Origin of the sequence: Pseudomonas sp. KK18, from assembly GCF_037094675.1 — a bacterium.
In the GTDB taxonomy this organism is placed as follows: domain Bacteria; phylum Pseudomonadota; class Gammaproteobacteria; order Pseudomonadales; family Pseudomonadaceae; genus Aquipseudomonas.
Map to the genome: position 1 here is coordinate 5276975 of NZ_CP146605.1, position 19727 is coordinate 5296701.

At 58.2% G+C, this 19727-nt stretch carries 17 protein-coding genes; 2 read left to right on the forward strand and 15 right to left on the reverse strand.

Translation table 11 applies throughout. The features are described 5' to 3' along the window. Positions 1 to 453, reverse strand: a complete 453-nt coding sequence (locus tag V6607_RS23635) for a PaaI family thioesterase (protein ID WP_063028212.1) — start codon at positions 451 to 453, stop codon at positions 1 to 3. Next, the gene (locus V6607_RS23640; RefSeq protein ID WP_003210563.1) at positions 450 to 926 is read right to left on the reverse strand and encodes a PaaI family thioesterase; all 477 of its coding nucleotides are present in this window, start codon (positions 924 to 926) and stop codon (positions 450 to 452) included. Before V6607_RS23640 ends, V6607_RS23635 begins: the two co-directional genes overlap by 4 nt. A 157-nt stretch (positions 927 to 1083) precedes the next feature. Here V6607_RS23640 and V6607_RS23645 point away from each other — a divergent pair, with 157 nt between their 5' ends. Continuing rightward, entirely contained in the window at positions 1084 to 1326 is a 243-nt protein-coding gene (locus V6607_RS23645; RefSeq protein ID WP_003210564.1) for a hypothetical protein, read from the forward strand. 149 nt (positions 1327 to 1475) lie between these two features. On the opposite strand, the gene brnQ is transcribed toward V6607_RS23645, so the two are convergent. From brnQ to sdhC, 10 genes are all read right to left on the reverse strand, one after another. After that, the gene (gene brnQ / locus V6607_RS23650; RefSeq protein ID WP_003210565.1) at positions 1476 to 2789 is read right to left on the reverse strand and encodes a branched-chain amino acid transport system II carrier protein; all 1314 of its coding nucleotides are present in this window, start codon (positions 2787 to 2789) and stop codon (positions 1476 to 1478) included. A 417-nt stretch (positions 2790 to 3206) separates the two neighbouring features. Next, entirely contained in the window at positions 3207 to 4088 is an 882-nt protein-coding gene (sucD, locus tag V6607_RS23655; RefSeq protein WP_003210566.1) for a succinate--CoA ligase subunit alpha, read from the reverse strand. Beyond that, positions 4088 to 5254 (reverse strand): ADP-forming succinate--CoA ligase subunit beta, encoded by a 1167-nt coding sequence (gene sucC, locus V6607_RS23660; RefSeq protein ID WP_003210567.1) that lies wholly within the window; start codon positions 5252 to 5254, stop codon positions 4088 to 4090. The genes sucD and sucC overlap by 1 nt, the downstream gene beginning before the upstream one ends. Positions 5255 to 5468: 214 nt before the next feature. Beyond that, positions 5469 to 6905, reverse strand: coding sequence for a dihydrolipoyl dehydrogenase (gene lpdA / locus V6607_RS23665; protein ID WP_003210568.1), 1437 nt, complete (start codon positions 6903 to 6905; stop codon positions 5469 to 5471). A gap of 95 nt (positions 6906 to 7000) precedes the next feature. Next, a complete protein-coding gene (odhB, locus tag V6607_RS23670) occupies positions 7001 to 8233 on the reverse strand; it encodes a 2-oxoglutarate dehydrogenase complex dihydrolipoyllysine-residue succinyltransferase (protein WP_008434003.1) in 1233 nt (410 codons plus the stop codon). 44 nt (positions 8234 to 8277) lie between these two features. Continuing rightward, complete coding sequence (locus V6607_RS23675) at positions 8278 to 11109, reverse strand: 2-oxoglutarate dehydrogenase E1 component (protein WP_003210570.1); 2832 nt, start codon at positions 11107 to 11109, stop codon at positions 8278 to 8280. A gap of 262 nt (positions 11110 to 11371) precedes the next feature. Beyond that, positions 11372 to 12076: a succinate dehydrogenase iron-sulfur subunit gene (locus tag V6607_RS23680; protein ID WP_003210571.1), complete on the reverse strand. Its 705-nt coding sequence runs from the start codon at positions 12074 to 12076 to the stop codon at positions 11372 to 11374. Between the two features lie 11 nt (positions 12077 to 12087). Beyond that, the gene (gene sdhA / locus V6607_RS23685) at positions 12088 to 13863 is read right to left on the reverse strand and encodes a succinate dehydrogenase flavoprotein subunit (protein ID WP_003210572.1); all 1776 of its coding nucleotides are present in this window, start codon (positions 13861 to 13863) and stop codon (positions 12088 to 12090) included. 3 nt (positions 13864 to 13866) lie between these two features. Next, positions 13867 to 14235: a succinate dehydrogenase, hydrophobic membrane anchor protein gene (gene sdhD, locus V6607_RS23690; RefSeq protein ID WP_003210573.1), complete on the reverse strand. Its 369-nt coding sequence runs from the start codon at positions 14233 to 14235 to the stop codon at positions 13867 to 13869. Beyond that, on the reverse strand, positions 14229 to 14603 hold the full coding sequence (sdhC, locus tag V6607_RS23695; protein ID WP_008433998.1) for a succinate dehydrogenase, cytochrome b556 subunit: 375 nt from the start codon (positions 14601 to 14603) through the stop codon (positions 14229 to 14231). Before sdhC ends, sdhD begins: the two co-directional genes overlap by 7 nt. Before the next feature lie 363 nt (positions 14604 to 14966). Between sdhC and gltA the strand changes: the two genes are divergently transcribed. Next, positions 14967 to 16256 (forward strand): citrate synthase, encoded by a 1290-nt coding sequence (gene gltA / locus V6607_RS23700; protein ID WP_003210575.1) that lies wholly within the window; start codon positions 14967 to 14969, stop codon positions 16254 to 16256. Between the two features lie 162 nt (positions 16257 to 16418). Here gltA and V6607_RS23705 read toward each other — a convergent pair whose 3' ends face one another. From V6607_RS23705 to V6607_RS23715, 3 genes are all read right to left on the reverse strand, one after another. Beyond that, entirely contained in the window at positions 16419 to 18077 is a 1659-nt protein-coding gene (locus V6607_RS23705) for a cation acetate symporter (protein WP_003210576.1), read from the reverse strand. Continuing rightward, positions 18074 to 18385 (reverse strand): DUF485 domain-containing protein, encoded by a 312-nt coding sequence (locus V6607_RS23710; RefSeq protein WP_003210577.1) that lies wholly within the window; start codon positions 18383 to 18385, stop codon positions 18074 to 18076. The genes V6607_RS23705 and V6607_RS23710 overlap by 4 nt, the downstream gene beginning before the upstream one ends. Positions 18386 to 18625: 240 nt before the next feature. After that, positions 18626 to 19477: a glycine betaine ABC transporter substrate-binding protein gene (locus tag V6607_RS23715; protein ID WP_008433997.1), complete on the reverse strand. Its 852-nt coding sequence runs from the start codon at positions 19475 to 19477 to the stop codon at positions 18626 to 18628. Positions 19478 to 19727: the final 250 nt, after the last annotated feature.

The following is a 19727-nucleotide window of genomic DNA, read 5'->3' on the forward strand; positions in this document are numbered from 1 at the left end:
TCAAGGGCGGGCCGGTTCCTCAATCTTGAAATGCGCGCGGGCGGTGGCAATCGGTTCGGCCGGGGTGCTTTGCCAGGCGGTAATCGCCACATTGGCCACCCGTCGGCCCTGGCGCCACACCTGGCATTTGGCGTAGGTGTCGCGAAACTGGCCAGCGCGCAGGTAATCCAGGGAGAAATCGATGATCTTGGGAACACCAGGCGCACCGGTGAAAACCAGCAAATGCAAGGCTGCGGACAGCTCCATAAAGCCTGCGATCACCCCACCATGGATCGCCGGCAATATCGGGTTACCAATGTTGTCCTTGTTGGCCGGCATGCGAAACAGCAATTCATCCCCCAGGCGCGTGCATTCGATGCCAATCAGCTTGGCGTAGGGAATCAGGTTGAGCAGCGCTTCATAGTTGCCGCGCTCGTGGGCTTGCTGCAGACGGGTCTTGAACTGATGTTTCATGCCTGTTCTCCCTTGATTGCATTGCCCAGGCCCTGGCTGCCCTTGAGGCGCTTGCCCATGCGCATGAACGTGCCCACCACGTGGGCAATCGGTTGCTGCGGATCGTCCTGGTAGGCGAAGCCGCGGGTGAAGATCACGTCGGTGGTCACCCGGTAGCACTGGGCAAAGCCGAATACCGGTTTATGGGGCTCGGCCGGGTGCATGTAGTCGATGCGCAGGTCCAGGGTCGGGCAAACCTCGAACTCCGGCAGTACGCACAAGGTAGCCATGCCACAGGCGGTGTCCATCAAGGATGTGATGGCGCCGCCGTGGATCACGCCGGTCTGCGGGTCACCGACGATATGCGGAGCATAGGGCAACACCAGCGTCATGCCGTCCTCGCTGGCGGCGTGCACCTGGATGCCCAGCACCTGGCAGTGGCGCAAGGCTGAAACAAAGCGCGTGGCACGGGATAAAAGAGGATTTTCGGTCATTCGTTAAAGACTCTTATTAGTGTGGAGCCGGCGGAGTAGACAACCTTGCTGAAAGTTCCCTAGGGAAAAGCCTTATATATCTGTGAGATTTAAGGAACTAAGCGTTGGGCATAGGCTCGAAAGGCCAGTAGATATCTTCAATAAGGAGAAACACCCCATGCGCAAGACTTTAGCTATTTCCATGATGCTGGCTGCTGCCCTCGGCCTCGCTGCCTGCGACAAAAAATCCGAAGACAAAGCCCAAGACGCCGCAGCCCACTCTGAGCAAGCTCAAAAAGACATGGCGAAAGCACAGGATAAAGTGAACGACGCTGCGAAAGAAAACGCCGATGCTGCCAAAGCTCAGGCTGAATCGAACGAAGCTGCAGCGAAAGAAGCAACACCTGCAACCGGTTCTTGAGTCTGACGACTTGAACACTGTGACTTGAAAAGTCATGTTGCAAAAGAAAGCCCGCTTAATAGCGGGCTTTACTTTGTCCGGTGCTTTTAACCCGGCCGGGCAGCTCGAAACTTCGAACTAAACCTCGGCACAAGTTAGTGGCTAAACGTTTAAGCCATCGCTTCACTGCGTTTGCCCAGCAGGCGGTCAATCACCACCGCAACCACCAGCGTCATCACCGAAGGCACCAGCCACGCCAGGCCCTGCTCGCTCAGCGGCAGGTGAGCCAGTTGCGATGGCATCCAGTCAGCCAGGCCCGCGCCCTTCAGCGCGTCAATGCAACCGAAGATGAACGACACCAGCATCACCGGGCCAACGATCCGGCCCTGCTCCTGCCAGAAGTCCTTACAGAAGCTCAGGGCCACCAGCACGATGCACGGCGGGTAGATGGCGGTCAGCACCGGGATCGAGAACGCGATCAGCTTGGTCAGGCCCAGGTTGGACACAAACAGCGAGAATACCGCCAGGATCACCACCAGGGTCTTATAGGACAGCGGCAGTACGCGGCTGAAGTACTCGGCGCAGGCGCAGGTCAGGCCCACCGCGGTTACCAGGCACGCCAGGGAAATCAGCACGGCGAGGAAGCCGCTGCCCAGGGAGCCGAAGGTGTGCTGGACGTAGGCGTGCAGCACGGCGGCGCCGTTGGCGGCACCGGCCGCCACTTCGTGGCTGCCTGAACCGAGGCGGAACAGGCTGATGTACACCAGCGCCAGGCCCACACCGGCAATCAGCCCGGCGATGATCGCGTAGCGGGTGATCAGCTTCGGCGACTCGACGCCACGGGAGCGGATCGCGTTGACGATCACAATGCCGAATACCAGCGCGCCGAGGGTATCCATGGTCAGGTAACCATTGATAAAGCCCTGGGAGAACGGTGCGGCCACGTACTCAGGGGTGGCAACACCCACATCGCCGGCCGGCAAGGCAAAGGCAGCAATGCCCAAGACGGCCAGGGCGATGATCTTCAACGGTGCCAGGAAACGACCGACGGTATCCAGCAGGCGGCCCGGGTACAGGGAGATGAAGAACACCAGCAGGAAGTACACCGAGCTGTAGAGGAACAGCGCCAGCGGGCTTTCACCGGTCAGCGGCGCCAGGCCCACTTCAAAGGAAACGGTGGCGGTTCGCGGGGTGGCGAACAACGGGCCGACAGCCAGGTAGGCCGCCGCTGCCAGCAAGCCACCGGCGATCTTGCCGATCGGACTGCTCAACGCGTCCATGCCACCACCGACCTTGGCCAGGGCGACAACGGTGATCACCGGCAAACCGACCGCGGTGATCAGGAAGCCCAGCGCTGCCATCCAGACATGAGGCCCGGACTGCAAACCGACGATTGGCGGGAAGATGATGTTGCCGGCGCCCACGAACAGGGCAAAAGTCATAAAGCCCAACGCCAGGATGTCCTGGCTTTTCAACACTTTCATTTGAGGAAATACCACACTACTGAATCGGAATTTAGAGAGGGCTTCCCTATGGATGAGGGAAATACTGCCGGTCCGGATGGGGACCGACCGGTCTGGCGCGAGGCTTCCTTTTGGGAGGCACACGCATAAAGAGGCGGCTAGCCTAACGAATTTGCGGGTCAAACGCACTGTTGCGGGGCGAACTGTCCGATAAGCGACATTTTTATGTCGCGTTTTTATATCTAAATTTTGAAATGCGATCGAATGTGGGAGCGGGCTTGCTCGCGAAAGCGGTGTATCAGCCACTCATGAGCTGACTGACACACCGCTTTCGCGAGCAAGCCCGCTCCCACATGTTGATCTCCACCAACCTTCAGAATGCACAAAGGCCACCCGAAGGTGGCCTTTGTGGGGTGAAGCGTCAGTTAAGCGCGAGGCTTACTTGACAGCCCAACCGGTCAGCTCGGACAAAGCCTTGCCGATGTCTGCCAGCGAACGCACGGTTTTAACGCCTGCGTCTTCCAGGGCAGCAAACTTCTCGTCTGCAGTACCCTTGCCGCCAGAGATGATTGCGCCAGCATGGCCCATGCGCTTGCCAGCAGGGGCAGTCACACCAGCGATGTAGGAAACAACCGGCTTGGTCACGTGTGCCTTGATGTAGGCAGCCGCTTCTTCTTCAGCCGAACCGCCGATCTCACCGATCATTACGATCGCTTCGGTCTTCGGGTCTTCCTGGAACAGCTTCAGGATGTCGATGAAGTTCGAGCCTGGGATCGGGTCACCGCCGATGCCGACGCAAGTCGACTGACCGAAACCGGCGTCAGTAGTCTGCTTGACAGCTTCGTAGGTCAGGGTGCCGGAACGGGAAACGATACCGACTTTACCTGGCAAGTGAATGTGACCTGGCATGATGCCGATCTTGCATTCGCCTGGAGTGATCACGCCTGGGCAGTTAGGGCCGATCAGGACTACGCCCAGCTCGTCGCACTTAACTTTAGCGTCCAGCATGTCCAGGGTAGGAATGCCTTCGGTGATGCAAACGATCAGCTTGATGCCGCCGAATGCTGCTTCCAGGATGGAGTCCTTGCAGAAAGGAGCTGGAACGTAGATCACGCTGGCGGTGGCGCCAGTGGCAGCTACAGCATCTTTCACGGTGTTGAACACTGGCAGGCCCAGGTGCTCGGTGCCGCCTTTACCAGGAGTAACGCCACCCACCATCTTGGTGCCGTATTCGATGGCTTGCTGGGTGTGGAAACTACCTTGGGAACCGGTAATACCCTGGCAGATAACCTTGGTGTCTTTATTGATCAGGACGCTCATTATTTGCCCTCCGCAGCTTTGACAACTTGTTGAGCAGCGTCGGTCAGGCTGGTAGCAGCGATGATGTTCAAACCGCTTTCTGCCAGTACTTTAGCGCCCAGTTCAGCGTTGTTACCTTCAAGGCGCACAACAACCGGGATTTTAACGCCGACTTCTTTCACTGCACCGATGATGCCTTCGGCAATCATGTCGCAACGAACGATGCCGCCGAAGATGTTGACCAGTACTGCAGCGACGTTGGAGTCGGACAGGATGATCTTGAACGCTTCGGTAACGCGTTCTTTGGTGGCACCGCCGCCTACGTCGAGGAAGTTGGCTGGTTTGCCGCCATGCAGGTTGACGATGTCCATGGTACCCATGGCCAGGCCAGCACCGTTGACCATGCAACCGATGTTACCTTCCAGGGCTACGTAGTTCAGTTCGAACTTGGCAGCGTGCGCTTCGCGCGGATCGTCTTGCGACGGATCGTGGAAAGTCTTCAGCTTAGGCTGACGGTACATGGCGTTGGCGTCGATGTTGATCTTGGCATCGAGGCAATGCAGATCACCGTCAGCCTTGATCACCAGCGGGTTCACTTCCAGCAGGGCCAGATCGTGATCCTGGAACAGTTTGGCCAGACCTACGAAGATCTTGGCGAACTGGGCAACTTGCTTGCCTTCCAGACCCAACTGGAATGCCAGCTCGCGACCCTGGAATGGCTGAGCGCCAACCAGTGGATCGATAGTGGCTTTCAGAATTTTTTCTGGGGTTTCTTCAGCGATCTTCTCAATGTCCACGCCACCTTCGGTGGAGGCCATGAACACGATGCGACGGCTCGAACGGTCAACGACAGCGCCCAGGTACAGCTCTTTAGCGATATCAGTGCACGATTCAACCAGGATCTTGGTGACTGGCTGGCCATTGGCATCAGTCTGGTAAGTCACCAGACGCTTGCCCAGCCACTGCTGAGCGAAGGCTTTGGCGTCTTCTTTGCTGCGAACCAGCTTGACGCCGCCCGCTTTACCGCGACCACCAGCGTGGACCTGGGCTTTGACAACCCACTCGGTGCCGCCGATTTTGTCGCAAGCTTCTGCTGCTGCTTCCGGGGTGTCTACTGCGTAACCCTTGGATACTGGCAGGCCGTATTCAGCGAACAGCTGCTTACCCTGATACTCGTGAAGATTCATGCTTATTACCGTCTTCGTTAGGTACTGCGCATTCGGCGCTGCGCTCTTTATTGAGTGCCGCGCCACCTGTGACTGCTGCTTGCACAGTCAAACCACCAAAGGCCTGAACCCTGGGTGGTGAAACTGCGCAAGACTGCGTCCAGCGGATATTCCGCGGTGAGTCTTGCGCACAAGGCTCACGACGGGCAACCGCCGTGGTTTCTTATTATCTCGCTTAGCGCTTCTTCTTGTTGGCGATGTGGATGGCATGGCCATTCACTGCCAACGCGGCTTCGTGCAGCGCTTCGGACAGGGTCGGATGGGAGAAAACCATCATGCCGATGTCTTCGGCGCTGGTGCCGAATTCCATACCGATTGCGCCTTGCTGAACCAGTTCTGCTGCGCCTGGGCCGATCACGTGGACGCCCAATACGCGGTCAGTCTTGGCATCAGCGATGACTTTGACAAAACCACCGGTGTCGTTGGCTGCCATGGCACGGCCAGAAGCGGCAAACGGGAAGGTGCCGACGTTAACTTCAACGCCTTCAGCTTTCAACTGCTGTTCGTTCTTGCCGACCCATGCAATTTCCGGGTGGGTGTAGATAACAGACGGGATCAGGTCGTAGTTCATCTGGGTCTTGTGACCCTTGATGCGCTCGACAACCATGATGCCTTCTTCGGAAGCCTTGTGCGCCAGCATCATGCCGCGAACCACGTCGCCAATGGCGTAGACGCCCGGCACGGTGGTAGCGCAGTGATCGTCAACGTGGATGAAACCACGCTCGTCGATGTTCACGCCGCTGTCGGAAGCCAGCAGGTCAGTGGTCACCGGACGGCGACCAACGGCTACGATCAGCTTGTCGAAAGTGATGGTCTGTTCGCCATCCTTGTCGGTGTAGGTCACGACAACTTCTTCGCCGTTAACCTTGGAACCGGTAACACGAGCGCCCAGCTTGATGTCCAGACCTTGTTTGGTCAGGGTTTTCAGCGCTTCTTTGGACACTGCGGTGTCGGCAGCCAGCAGGAACGTGTCCAGGGCTTCCAGCACGGTCACTTCGGAACCCAGGCGGGACCAGACCGAACCCAGTTCCAGGCCGATCACGCCAGCGCCGATCACGCCCAGACGTTTTGGAACCGCTTGGAATTCCAGGGCGCCGGTCGAATCAACGATCACGTTCTGGTCGACCGGAGCCGGTGGAATGTCGATTGGACGCGAACCTGGAGCCAGGATCACGTTCTCGGCTTCGATGATTTCGGTCGAACCGTCAGGCTTGGTGATTTCAACTTTCTTGCCGGCCAGCAGTTTGCCGTGGCCTTGCAGGGAAGTAACGCCGTTGGCCTTGAACAGGGTAGCAACGCCGGAAGTCAGGCCTTTAACGATGTTGGCCTTGCGGCCGACCATCGCTGGCACGTCCATGGTCACGCCAGCGTGGTTGATGCCGTGGATGGCAAAACCGTCTTGCGCTTCGTGGAATTTCCAGGAGCTGTCCAGCAGCGCCTTGGAAGGAATGCAGCCAACGTTCAGGCAAGTACCGCCCAGCGCCAGTTTGCCTTCCTTGTCGGTGTATTTTTCGATGCAAGCAGTCGAGAGGCCCAGTTGTGCGGCCTTGATGGCGGCAACGTAGCCGCCAGGGCCTGCGCCAATCACTACAACGTCAAATTTCTGCGACATGAAAAAAAATCCTCTTTAGCTAAAAGCTTCAAGCCGTGAGCCGCACTCCGGCCTGCCTCGCGGCAGACCGGGTGGTACGGCGCACCGCCGCTTTATCAGATATCCAGCAGCAGACGAGCCGGGTCTTCCAGCAGGTTCTTGATGGTCACCAGGAAAGTCACGGCTTCTTTACCATCGATCAGGCGGTGATCGTACGACAGCGCCAGGTACATCATCGGGCGGATAACCACTTGGCCGTTGATCGCCATAGGACGCTGCAGAATGTTGTGCATGCCCAGGATCGCAGCTTGTGGCGGGTTGACGATCGGAGTCGACATCATCGAACCGAAAGTACCACCGTTGGTGATGGTGAAGGTACCACCGGTCATCTCGTCGATGGTCAGTTTGCCGTCACGGGCCTTCTTGCCGAAGTTGGCGATGCCGCCTTCGATTTCAGCCAGGCTCATCAGCTCGGCGTTACGCAGAACCGGTACCACCAGGCCACGGTCGCTGGAGACGGCAACGCCGACGTCAGCATAACCGTGGTAAACGATGTCGCCGCCGTCGATGGAAGCGTTGACTGCCGGGAAGCGTTTCAGCGCTTCGGTGGCCGCTTTCACGAAGAACGACATGAAGCCCAGGCGTACGCCGTTGTGGGACTTCTCGAACAGGTCCTTGTACTTCGAACGCAGGGCCATGACTTCGGTCATGTCGACTTCGTTGAAAGTAGTCAGCATCGCCATGTTCGACTGTGCTTCAACCAGGCGCTTGGCCACGGTGGCACGCACGCGGGTCATCGGTACGCGCTTCTCGGTGCGGTCGCCAGCGGCGAACACAGGAGCAGCGGCAGCCGGGGCGGCAGCCTTGGCAGGCGCAGCAGCTGGAGCGTTTTTCTTGGCTTCAACGGCGGCAACCACGTCTTCCTTGGTCACACGGCCATCTTTGCCGGTGCCCTTGATGGACGCCAGGTTGATGCCGTTTTCGTCAGCCAGCTGACGCGCAGCCGGTGCAGCGATTGGATCTTCGCCACCCGCAGCCGGTGCAGCAGCTGGAGCTGCGGCAGCAGCCGGTGCCGCAGCGGCGGCAGGAGCAGGAGCAGCGGCAGCAGCACCGCCCTCTTCGATCGAGCCCAGTACCTGGTTCGACAGGACGGTAGCGCCTTCTTCGGCAACGATTGCGCCCAGCACGCCGTCAGCTTCAGCCAACACTTCGAGCACGACCTTGTCGGTTTCGATGTCGACGATCAGGTCGTCACGCTTGACGGCCTCGCCTGGTTTCTTGTGCCAGGTGGCAACGGTGCCATCGGCAACCGATTCCGGGAATGACGGGGCTTTGATTTCGATAGCCATTATCTGTGGGTCCTTAAAATTCGGTTTCAGTCAGCGCGAAGGCGTTAAACAGTGAAAGCATCTTGCAGCAGTTTTTCCTGCTGCTCGGCGTGCATCGACGCATAACCACACGCAGGTGCAGCAGAAGCATCACGACCGGCGTACTCCAGGCCCAGTGCCTGTTTGTGATTGCCGATGCTGCGACGCAGATGATGCTGGCTGCTGTACCACGCGCCCTGGTTCATCGGTTCTTCCTGACACCACACCACATTGGTGAGGTTGGTGTAAGGCGCGATGGCCTCCATCAGGTCGTCTTCCGGGAACGGGTAAAGCTGCTCGATCCGCACGATGGCGATGTCTTCGCGGCCTTCGGCACGGCGTTTTTCCAGCAAATCGTAGTAAACCTTGCCGCTGCACAGGATCAGGCGAGTGACCTTGGCGGCGTCGAGGGTATCGATTTCTGAAATAACGGTCTGGAACGAACCATCCGCCAGATCTTCCAGGGTCGAGATGGCCAATTTATGACGCAGCAGCGATTTCGGCGTCAGCACTACCAGCGGCTTGCGCAGCGGGCGGATCACCTGGCGACGCAGCAAGTGGTAGATCTGGGCCGGGGTAGTCGGCACGCACACCTGGATGTTGTGCTCGGCGCACAATTGCAGGTAACGCTCCAGACGGGCCGAGGAGTGCTCCGGACCCTGACCTTCATAACCGTGTGGCAGCAGCATGGTCAGACCGCACAGACGGCCCCACTTGTGCTCGCCGCTGGTGATGAACTGGTCGATAACCACCTGGGCACCGTTGGCGAAGTCGCCGAACTGGGCTTCCCAGATCACCAGCGCCTGAGGCGTGGTGGTCGAGTAACCGTATTCGAACGCCAGTACGGCTTCTTCGGACAGGAACGAATCGTACAGGTCGAAACGTGGCTGGCCTTCGTACAGGTTCTGCAACGGGATGTAGGTGCCCGCGTCTTTCTGGTTGTGCAACACAGCGTGACGGTGCGAGAACGTACCGCGGCCGATGTCCTGGCCGGTCATGCGGATCGGGTGACCTTCGAACGCCAGGGTCGCGTACGCCATGGTTTCAGCGTAACCCCAGTTGATCGGCAGGCCGCCGGCTTGCATCTTCTGACGGTCTTCGTAGATCTTCGCAACCTGGCGCTGTACGACGAAACCGTCTGGGATTTCCAGCAGCTTGGCCGACAGTTCCTGCAGGGTCTTCAGATCGAACGAGGTGTCGTGACGCGCAGTCCAGGCGTGGCCCAGGTACGGACGCCAGTCAACGAACAACTCTTTGTTCGGCTCTTTAACCAGGCTTTTCACGACATGCAGGCCGTTGTCCAGCGCGTTGCGGTATTCATCGATCTTCGCCTGAACACGTGCATCGTCCACCACGCCGGCCTTGATCAGGCTATCGGCATACAGCTCACGGGTGGTGCGCTGCTTGGTGATTTGCTGGTACATCAACGGTTGGGTGCCGCTAGGCTCATCCGCTTCGTTGTGACCGCGACGACGGTAGCAGACCAGGTCGATGACCACGTCACGCTTGAACTGCATGCGGTAATCGATGGCCAACTGGGTCACGAACAACACGGCTTCCGGATCATCACCATTCACATGGAGGATCGGCGCCTGGATCATCTTGGCAACGTCGGTCGCGTACTCGGTAGAGCGTGCGTCCAGCGGGTTGCTGATGGTGAAGCCCACCTGGTTGTTGATGACGATGTGAACGGTACCGCCGGTCTTGAAGCCGCGAGTCTGCGACATCTGGAACGTTTCCAGGACCACGCCCTGACCGGCGAACGCCGCGTCACCGTGGATGGAAATCGGCAGGACCTTCTCACCGGTGGAATCGTTACGACGATCCTGGCGCGCACGTACCGACCCCTCGACCACTGGAGAAACGATCTCCAGGTGGGATGGGTTGAACGCCATGGCCAGGTGAACTTCACCGCCGGTGGTCATTACGTTGGACGAGAAGCCCTGGTGATATTTAACGTCACCGGAACCCAGCTCGACCTTCTTCTTGCCTTCGAACTCGTCGAACAGCTCGCGCGGGTTCTTGCCGAAGGTGTTGACCAGCACGTTCAAACGGCCACGGTGGGCCATGCCGATCACGATTTCCTTGGTGCCGTAGGAACCGGAACGCTGGATCAGCTCGTCGAGCATCGGGATCAGGCTTTCGCCGCCTTCCAGGCCGAAACGCTTGGTGCCCGGGTATTTGGTGCCCAGGTATTTTTCCAGGCCTTCCGCTGCAGTGACGCGCTCGAGCAAGTGGCTCTTGACGTCCGCAGACAGCACCGGGCGACCACGCACGCCTTCAAGGCGGTGCTGGAACCAGTGACGCTGCTCGGAATCAGTGATGTGCGTAAATTCGGCACCGATGGTGCGGCAATATGTCTGCTGCAACGCTTCGTGAATTTCGCGTAGGCTCGCTTCCTCTTTGCCGATGAACAGGTCGCCGGCACGGAAGGTCGTATCAAGATCGGCATTGGTCAAGCCGTAATGATTGATCGACAGGTCTGCAGGTGCAGGACGCTGCCACAGCCCCAGCGGGTCAAGCTGGGCTGCCTGGTGGCCACGCATACGGTAGGCCTGGATCAGTCGCAGTACTTCAACTTGCTTCTTCTCGTGCTCACTGCTCACGCTTGCGGCAGAAACCGGCTGGGCGCGGCGCTGGTTCTTTGCCAGCAGCACGAACTGATCGCGAATTGTTGCGTGCGATACATCGGTGGCAGCGTTGCCGTCTGAAGACAACGTCTGAAATTTGGTGCGCCATTCTTCTGGCACAGCGTTAGGGTCGTGCAGGTAGAGCTCATAAAGCTCTTCCACATAGGCAGCGTTACCACCTGAAAGATAGCCGCTGTTCCACATGCGCTGCATCACGCTTTCTTGCATGCTTGGTCACCCTCGATTTGGGGACACCACCGGCGAAAACACCGAGTTTGCTTGCAAAAGGCCAAGTGCAGCGACCAAAACAAGCCACTTAGGATCACGCTGATAGTTCGGGTACCAACCCGAATGCCCCTGCTTGTCTCATTTCTTCAAAATAAGAGCCGCGTCTTTGTAAGTCGCTGCTCAAGTTAAAACTACGGCGCCGGTTGAAGCCTGCGCCGTAGCATCTACGGGCACAACGGTCCTGCTTTTACTACAACGTCGGTTACACGCCGCTTTGCAGCAGCATGCTACGTACGTGACCAATGGCCTTAGTCGGGTTCAGGCCTTTGGGACATACGTTGACGCAGTTCATGATCCCGCGGCAGCGGAATACGCTGAACGGGTCATCCAGCGAAGCCAGACGCTCGGCAGTCTTGGTGTCACGGCTGTCTGCCAGGAAGCGGTACGCTTGCAGCAGGGCAGCTGGGCCCAGGAACTTGTCGGGGTTCCACCAGAAGGACGGGCAGGAAGTCGAGCAGCAAGCGCACAGGATGCACTCGTACAGACCATCCAGCTTCTCGCGCTCTTCCGGAGTCTGCAGACGCTCGATGGCCGGAGCCGGCGTGTCGTTCTGCAGGAATGGCTTAACCTTCTCGTATTGCTTGTAGAAGATGCTCATATCGACGACCAGGTCACGGATAACCGGCAAACCTGGCAGCGGACGAACAACCAACTTGTTGCCTTTCACCACGGAAGACAGCGGCGTGATGCATGCCAGGCCGTTCTTGCCGTTGATGTTCATGCCGTCGGAGCCGCAAACACCCTCACGGCAAGAGCGACGATAGGAGAAACCTTCGTCCTGCTCTTTAACCAGGGCCAGCACGTCCAGCACCATCAGGTCCTTACCACCGGTATCGACCTGGAATTCCTGCATGAACGGCGCAGCGTCCTGATCAGGGTTGTAGCGATAAACACTGACTTTCAACATGGCAGCCACCCTTAGTAAGTCCGAATCTTCGGTTCAAACGTCGGAACCGTCTTCGGCGAGAAGTTCACGGCACGCTTGGTTACGCGCTTGTCACCCGGGAAGTACAGGGTGTGGCACAACCAGTTTTCGTCGTCGCGGTCTTCATAGTCTTCACGAGCGTGAGCACCACGGGATTCTTTACGAACCTCGGCGGCGATCGCAGTCGCTTCAGCCACTTCCAGCAGGTTTTGCAGCTCAAGGGCTTCGATTCGAGCGGTGTTGAACGCCTGGCTCTTGTCGTTGATCTTGACGTTGGCGATGCGCGTACGCAGGTCAGCCAGCTGGGCGATACCTTTCTGCATGTATTCGCCGGTACGGAACACACCGAAGTAGTTCTGCATGCAGCTTTGCAGCTCTTTGCGCAGGGAGGCGACGTCTTCGCCATCGGTACGCGAGTTCAGGCCATCCAGACGTGCCAGGGCAGCGTCGATGTCGGACTGGCGTGGACGCGCGTAATCAACGCCTTCCTTGAGGGTCTGTTCCAGGAACAGGCCGGCGGCACGACCGAATACCACCAGGTCAAGCAGCGAGTTGCCGCCCAGGCGGTTGGCACCGTGAACCGATACACAAGCTACTTCACCTACCGCGAACAGACCAGGGATGATCTGGTCAACGCCGTCGGCGTCCTGGGTGATCGCCTGGCCATGAATGTTGGTGGCAACGCCGCCCATCATATAGTGGCAAGTTGGAACAACCGGGATCGGCGCAACAGCCGGGTCAACGTGGGCAAAGGTCTTGGACAGCTCCATGATGCCTGGCAGACGGCTGTGCAGCACTTCTTCACCGAGGTGATCGAGCTTCAGCATCACGTGATCGCCATCGGGACCACAGCCGTTACCGGCGATGATCTCTTTAACCATGGAACGGGCTACAACGTCACGACCGGCAAGGTCTTTGGCGTTCGGAGCATAACGCTCCATGAAGCGCTCGCCGTTCTTGTTGATCAGGTAACCACCTTCACCACGGCAACCTTCTGTAACCAGTACACCGGCGCCGGCGATGCCGGTCGGGTGGAACTGCCACATTTCGATGTCTTGTACCGGAACGCCTGCACGCAGGGCCATGCCGATACCGTCACCGGTGTTGATCAGGGCGTTGGTAGTCGAAGAGTAGATACGGCCTGCACCGCCGGTCGCCAATACGGTGGCGTTAGCCCGCACGTACGAGGTTTCGCCGGTTTCGATGCAGATAACGATCATGCCTACAAAGGCACCGTCTTCGTTCTTCACCAGGTCGACGCCGTAGTATTCGTTGAGGAATACGGTGCCGGCCTTCAGGTTGGCCTGGTACAGGGTGTGCAACAGCGCGTGACCGGTACGGTCGGCTGCGGCACAGGTACGAGCGGCCTGGCCACCCTTACCGAAGTCTTTCGACTGGCCGCCGAACGGACGCTGGTAGATGCGACCCTGTTCGGTACGGGAGAACGGCAGACCCATGTGTTCCAGCTCGAAGACCGCTTCCGGGCCTACGGAGCACATGTATTCGATAGCGTCCTGGTCACCGATATAGTCGGAACCCTTGACGGTATCGTACATGTGCCAGCGCCAGTCATCGTTTGGATCGGCGGAGGCGATGGCGCACGTGATGCCACCCTGGGCCGAAACGGTGTGGGAACGGGTCGGGAACACCTTGGTGATCACGGCAGTCTTGTGACCGCCCTGGGCCAGTTGCAGCGCAGCGCGCATGCCGGCACCGCCGCCGCCAATGATGATGGCGTCGAATGAAAGCGTATTAACTGTGTTAGCCATGAATCAGATACCCCAAAGAATCTGCACACCCCAGACGAAGTAAGCGAACATCGCGACGCCGCATACTGCCTGGAAGAGAAACCGTACTGCTGTCGCGGACTTGCCCAGCGCCATCGGCGTCAGGTAGTCGGTCGCGATGGTCCACATGCCAACCCAGGCGTGAGCGCCCAGGGCTACAAGGGCCAGCAGACTGAAGATGCGCATCCCGTTGTGAGCGAACAGGCCGTGCCATTGGGCGTAGCCAATGCCAGGGTTCGCCGCGAGGTACCCGATCAGGAAGATGAAATAAGCCGCGAGAACAACCGCAGACACACGTTGCGCCATCCAGTCATAGAGGCCCGAACGCGACAGGTTCGTAACGCTGGTTACCATATCCAAACTCCCGCCAGAACGATCAGCACCACGGAAATGGCGATGACGATTTTCGAGCCCAGCTTGCCGCCTTCCAGCGTCTCACCGATACCCATGTCCATGATCAAGTGGCGAATACCGGCCACAAGGTGATAAAGCAGAGCGGACAGGAGGCCCCAGGCGACGAATTTGGCCAGCGGACTGGTCAAGCATGCCTTCACCTCGGCGTACCCTTCTTCCGAACCCAGGGATTTGCTCAATGCATAAAGCATGATGCCCAGGCCAAGAAACAGGATGATGCCGGATACACGGTGCAGGAACGACGTTACGCCGGTGATGGGGAGTTTGATGGTCCTTAGGTCTAGGTTTACAGGTCGTTGGCTATTCACGGCTTTTTTTCACACTGAAGAGCCCCTAACAATCAGGGCAAAGTTGTTGGGGAGTGCACTGGTCAGGTAACCACCACCCAGGGAGTGCGACCCCCATCAAAACGGGCCCAAAAGCCCCTGGCGGTCGGAGGCCGAGTATAGACAGTTAGGCAACTAATGACAACGCGCACTCCTCACCCTAATAGCGCATTGCGCTGGCGGCATAAAAGGCGTAAATGGCAGGTAATTTCGAGGAAAAAGTACGGTTAAAGCCTTCTGGAGCAAGACTTTAGGCAAATTGACATCTGAATTTATCTCACTATAGTGGTGCGGGCCCTGCGTGGGGGGTCTGTCTGATGATTTGAAGCATAAATAGGAGGCCACATGGCTGACAAAAAAGCGCAGTTGATCATCGAGGGCGCAGCCCCCGTCGAGCTGCCCATTTTAACCGGCACCGTTGGTCCCGATGTTATCGACGTACGGGGCCTGACGGCCACGGGCCGTTTTACATTCGACCCAGGCTTCATGTCGACCGCCTCATGCGAGTCGAAGATCACCTATATCGACGGTGATAACGGTATCTTGCTGCACCGCGGCTACCCGATCGAACAGCTTGCTGAACAGTCGGACTACCTGGAAACCTGCTACCTGCTGCTTAATGGCGAATTGCCAACAGCTGAGCAAAAGGCCCAGTTTGTCAGCACCGTAAAGAACCACACCATGGTTCACGAGCAGTTGAAGACCTTCTTCAACGGCTTCCGTCGCGACGCCCACCCGATGGCCGTCATGTGCGGCGTAGTCGGCGCCCTGTCGGCCTTCTATCACGACTCCCTGGACATCAATAACCCGCAGCATCGCGAAATCTCCGCGATCCGCCTGGTTGCCAAGATGCCGACCCTGGCCGCAATGGTTTACAAGTACTCCATGGGTCAACCCATGATGTACCCGCGCAACGACCTGACGTACGCGGAAAACTTCCTGCACATGATGTTCAACACCCCGTGCGAGATCAAACCGATCAGCCCGGTGCTGGCCGCCGCGATGGACAAGATCTTCATCCTCCACGCCGACCACGAACAGAACGCCTCGACCTCTACCGTGCGCCTGGCGGGCTCCTCGGGTGCCAACCCGTTCGCCTGTATCGCCGCCGGTATCGCCGCACTGTGGGGCCCTGCCCACGGCGGTGCGAACGAAGCCGTATTGACCATGCTCGATGAAATCGGCGATGTCTCGAACATCGACAAGTTCATCGCCAAGGCCAAGGACAAGAACGATCCGTTCAAGTTGATGGGCTTCGGTCACCGGGTCTACAAGAACCGCGACCCGCGCGCCACCGTAATGAAGAAGACCTGCGACGAAGTGTTGAAGGAACTGGGCATCAAGAACGATCCGCAACTCGAACTGGCCATGCGCCTGGAAGAGATCGCCCTGACCGACCCGTACTTCATCGAGCGCTCGCTGTACCCGAACGTCGACTTCTACTCGGGGATCATCCTCAAGGCGATCGGCATTCCAACCAGCATGTTCACCGTGATCTTCGCCCTGGCGCGGACCGTGGGCTGGATCTCCCACTGGAAAGAAATGCTCTCCAGCCCGTACAAGATTGGCCGTCCGCGCCAGCTGTACACTGGCTACGAGTCGCGTGACATCACCAAGCTGGAAGACCGCAAGTAAGCTAACCGCTACTTGGCTACACCGAAAACGGCCTCCTTTGATAGGGAGGCCGTTTTTATTTGTGCCGGATTTAAGAAACAGTTTTGTCGTATCTGTTACCAATAAAGGCAAAAAAAAGCCCCGATCTCACGACCGGGGCATTTTTTTGTAACTGTTACGGGCTTAGTGGCTAACCGCCCCACTCGCCCCCAGGCCAGTCTGCGAACGCACAAACTGCGGGAAGTACAGCGCACGTTCCTTCTCTGCCGCCGCCGACTTGTCGGTGATGGAGAAGAACCAGATGCCGATGAACGCAATGATCATCGAGAACAGCGCCGGGTACTCGTAAGGGAAGATCGCCTTCTCATGGTGCAGGATCGAGACCCAGATGGTCGGGCCGAGGATCATCAGGCCAACGGCACTGATCAAGCCCAGCCAGCCACCAATCATCGCACCGCGGGTGGTGAGGTTTTTCCAGTACATGGAAAGCAGCAGCACCGGGAAGTTACAGCTGGCCGCAATGGAGAACGCCAGGCCCACCATGAACGCGATGTTCTGGCTTTCAAACAGGATGCCCAAGCCAATCGCCAGTACTGCCAGGGCGATGGTGGTGATCTTCGATACGCGAATCTCATCCTTCTCGTTGGCCTTGCCTTTCTTGATCACGCTGGCGTACAGGTCATGGGACACCGCCGAAGCACCCGCGAGGGTCAAACCGGCAACCACTGCCAGGATGGTGGCAAACGCCACGGCCGAGATGAAGCCCAGGAAGATACTGCCGCCCACCGCGTTGGCCAGATGCACCGCCGCCATGTTGTTACCGCCGAGCAAGGCACCTGCAGCATCCTTGAACGCCGGGTTGGTGCTGACCAGCAGGATCGCGCCGAAGCCGATGATGAAGGTCAGGATATAGAAGTAGCCGATGAAGCCAGTGGCATACAGCACGCTCTTGCGAGCTTCCTTTGCGTCACTCACAGTGAAGAAGCGCATCAGGATGTGCGGCAGGCCGGCGGTACCGAACATCAGTGCCAGGCCGAGGGAGAACGCCGAAATCGGGTCTTTCACCAGACCGCCCGGGCTCATGATCGCTTCACCTTTAGGGTGAACCTTGATCGCCTCGGCAAACAGCATGTTGAAGTCGAAGTTGACGTGTTTCATCACCATCAGCGCCATGAACGAGGCACCGGACAGCAACAGCACTGCCTTGATGATCTGCACCCAGGTGGTCGCCAGCATGCCGCCGAACAACACATAGAGGCACATCAGGATGCCTACCAGGATCACCGCGACGTGATAATCCAGGCCGAACAGCAGCTGGATCAGCTTGCCCGCGCCAACCATCTGCGCGATCAGGTAGAACGCCACCACCACCAAAGAGCCGCACGCCGACAGGCTGCGGATCTGGGTTTGCCCCAGGCGATAGGACGCCACGTCGGCAAAGGTGTATTTGCCCAGGTTACGCAGGCGCTCGGCGATCAGGAACAGAATGATCGGCCAGCCCACCAGGAAGCCGATGGAGTAGATCAGGCCGTCGTAGCCGGAGGTGAACACCAGCGCGGAAATCCCCAGGAAGGAGGCTGCCGACATGTAGTCACCGGCAATCGCCAGACCGTTCTGGAACCCGGTGATCTTGCCGCCGGCCGCATAGTAGTCGGCCGCCGACTTGTTGCGCTTGGACGCCCAGTAGGTGATGCACAAGGTCGCGCCGACGAAGGCCACGAACATCAGGATCGCTGCGATATTCAGCGGTTGTTTATGCACTTCGCCGGTCAGTGCATCGGCCGCCCAAACGGCAGGTGCAAAGGCCGAAGCGCCGAGTACAGCCAATAGACGACGGATCATTGCGCAGCCTCCTTGAGAATCGCATTGTTCAAGTCGTCGAATTCGCCGTTGGCGCGTCGTACATAGATGCCGGTGAGGACGAAGGCCGACACAATCAGCCCGACCCCGATAGGGATCCCCCACGTGATGGACGAACCGGGGCTGATCTTGGCCCCCAGTATTTGCGGCCCATAGGCAATCAGAAGAATGAAAGCGGAGTACAGCCCAAGCATGATTGCCGAGAGAATCCAGGCGAATCTTTCCCTTTTACTAACCAGCTCCTTGAAACGCGGGCTGTTTTGAATCGAGAGGTAAATGCTGTCGTTCATTGTTTTTATCCTCGCAGCACAGCTTTTTATTATTGGAACATATCCACTGTATGCGGCTGAGGAACAGGTTCCAGACGACCTTAGTAGTAGAAGGAGTGTAGCGAGGGTTTACGGGTGTGCAGAAACAATTGTAGGAGCGAGCTTGCTCGCGAAAAACGTCAACGGTAACGCGTTCATTCTGGATGATCGCGGTGCCCTTGCGTTCTTCGCGAGCAAGCTCGCTCCTACAGTTTTAACGCCTTATTTAGCGGTCCACTCGGCGACGCGCTCAGGGTGCTTGGCCACCCAGTCCTTGGCCGCCGCTTCAGGCTTGGCGCCCTCTTGGATCGCCAGCATGACTTCGCCGATTTCATCCTTGGAGGCCCACTGGAATTTCTTCAGGAACGCCACGACTTCCGGGGCTTTCTTTTCCAGGCCTTTGCTGCCGATGCTGTTGACGGTCTCAGCAGCACCATAAATTCCTTTTGGGTCGTCCAGGAAACGCAGTTTCCACTTGGCGAACATCCAGTGTGGCACCCAGCCGGTGACCGCAATGGATTCCTGTTTGTCTTCGGCACGGGTCAACTCGGCGATCATCGCCGCGCCCGAGCTGGCTTGCAGCTTGTAGTCCAGGCCATAGGCCTTGATTGCTTCGTCGGTCTTGAGCATCACACCTGAACCGGCGTCGATACCCACGATCTTGTTCTTGAAGGTGGTGTCGGTCTTGAGGTCTTCGATGGATTTGGCTTTCACGTACTCAGGCACGATCAGGCCGATCTTGGCGTCCTTGAAGTTGGGGCCGTAGTCGACCACCTTGTCCTTGTTCTTGGCCCAGTATTCACCGTGGGTCACCGGCAACCAGGCGGAGAGCATGGCGTCGAGTTTGCCGGTGGCCACGCCTTGCCACATGATCCCGGTGGCGACCGCTTGCAGTTTCACGTCATAACCGAGCTTTTGCTTGATCACTTCTGCCGCCACGTGGGTGGTGGCGACACTGTCCGACCAGCCATCCACATAGCCGATGCTCAGGGTTTTGCTGTCGGCGCTGGCCAGTGTGGAGCTCATCGCAACTACCAGAGTGGCAGCTGCGCCCAAGAGTCGTCGCATCTTCATAGTGCTTCCCCGAAAGTGCTGCGCCCGGCGGATGCCGAGCGACGTCAACCTGTTGTTATGTGGTGCACCGCGCCCCCTTCACGCGCATCGATCACGTGGGTGCCTCATCAGTGGAGGGCTGACACTTCGATCATCAACCTGCTGCCACAAGCGACCTGCTCTGACTGCGACCTCAGGTAAGCAAGAAACGACATCACATCGCCAGCAGGATGATTTGTAGGACATTCACCGACGATCCCGCCCGAACTTT

What these genes read in the sequence shown, in the direction of transcription:
- odhB (WP_008434003.1), bottom strand. Translation starts at nt 8,233, where the DNA reads ATGGCTATCGAAATCAAAGCCCCGTCATTCCCGGAATCGGTTGCCGAT.
- sucC (WP_003210567.1), bottom strand. Translation starts at nt 5,254, where the DNA reads ATGAATCTTCACGAGTATCAGGGTAAGCAGCTGTTCGCTGAATACGGC.
- V6607_RS23640 (WP_003210563.1), bottom strand. Translation starts at nt 926, where the DNA reads ATGACCGAAAATCCTCTTTTATCCCGTGCCACGCGCTTTGTTTCAGCC.
- lpdA (WP_003210568.1), bottom strand. Translation starts at nt 6,905, where the DNA reads ATGTCGCAGAAATTTGACGTTGTAGTGATTGGCGCAGGCCCTGGCGGC.
- V6607_RS23715 (WP_008433997.1), bottom strand. Translation starts at nt 19,477, where the DNA reads ATGAAGATGCGACGACTCTTGGGCGCAGCTGCCACTCTGGTAGTTGCG.
- V6607_RS23675 (WP_003210570.1), bottom strand. Translation starts at nt 11,109, where the DNA reads ATGCAAGAAAGCGTGATGCAGCGCATGTGGAACAGCGGCTATCTTTCA.
- gltA (WP_003210575.1), top strand. Translation starts at nt 14,967, where the DNA reads ATGGCTGACAAAAAAGCGCAGTTGATCATCGAGGGCGCAGCCCCCGTC.
- V6607_RS23705 (WP_003210576.1), bottom strand. Translation starts at nt 18,077, where the DNA reads ATGATCCGTCGTCTATTGGCTGTACTCGGCGCTTCGGCCTTTGCACCT.
- sdhD (WP_003210573.1), bottom strand. Translation starts at nt 14,235, where the DNA reads ATGGTAACCAGCGTTACGAACCTGTCGCGTTCGGGCCTCTATGACTGG.
- V6607_RS23680 (WP_003210571.1), bottom strand. Translation starts at nt 12,076, where the DNA reads ATGTTGAAAGTCAGTGTTTATCGCTACAACCCTGATCAGGACGCTGCG.
- brnQ (WP_003210565.1), bottom strand. Translation starts at nt 2,789, where the DNA reads ATGAAAGTGTTGAAAAGCCAGGACATCCTGGCGTTGGGCTTTATGACT.
- V6607_RS23635 (WP_063028212.1), bottom strand. Translation starts at nt 453, where the DNA reads ATGAAACATCAGTTCAAGACCCGTCTGCAGCAAGCCCACGAGCGCGGC.
- sdhA (WP_003210572.1), bottom strand. Translation starts at nt 13,863, where the DNA reads ATGGCTAACACAGTTAATACGCTTTCATTCGACGCCATCATCATTGGC.
- sucD (WP_003210566.1), bottom strand. Translation starts at nt 4,088, where the DNA reads ATGAGCGTCCTGATCAATAAAGACACCAAGGTTATCTGCCAGGGTATT.
- V6607_RS23645 (WP_003210564.1), top strand. Translation starts at nt 1,084, where the DNA reads ATGCGCAAGACTTTAGCTATTTCCATGATGCTGGCTGCTGCCCTCGGC.
- V6607_RS23710 (WP_003210577.1), bottom strand. Translation starts at nt 18,385, where the DNA reads ATGAACGACAGCATTTACCTCTCGATTCAAAACAGCCCGCGTTTCAAG.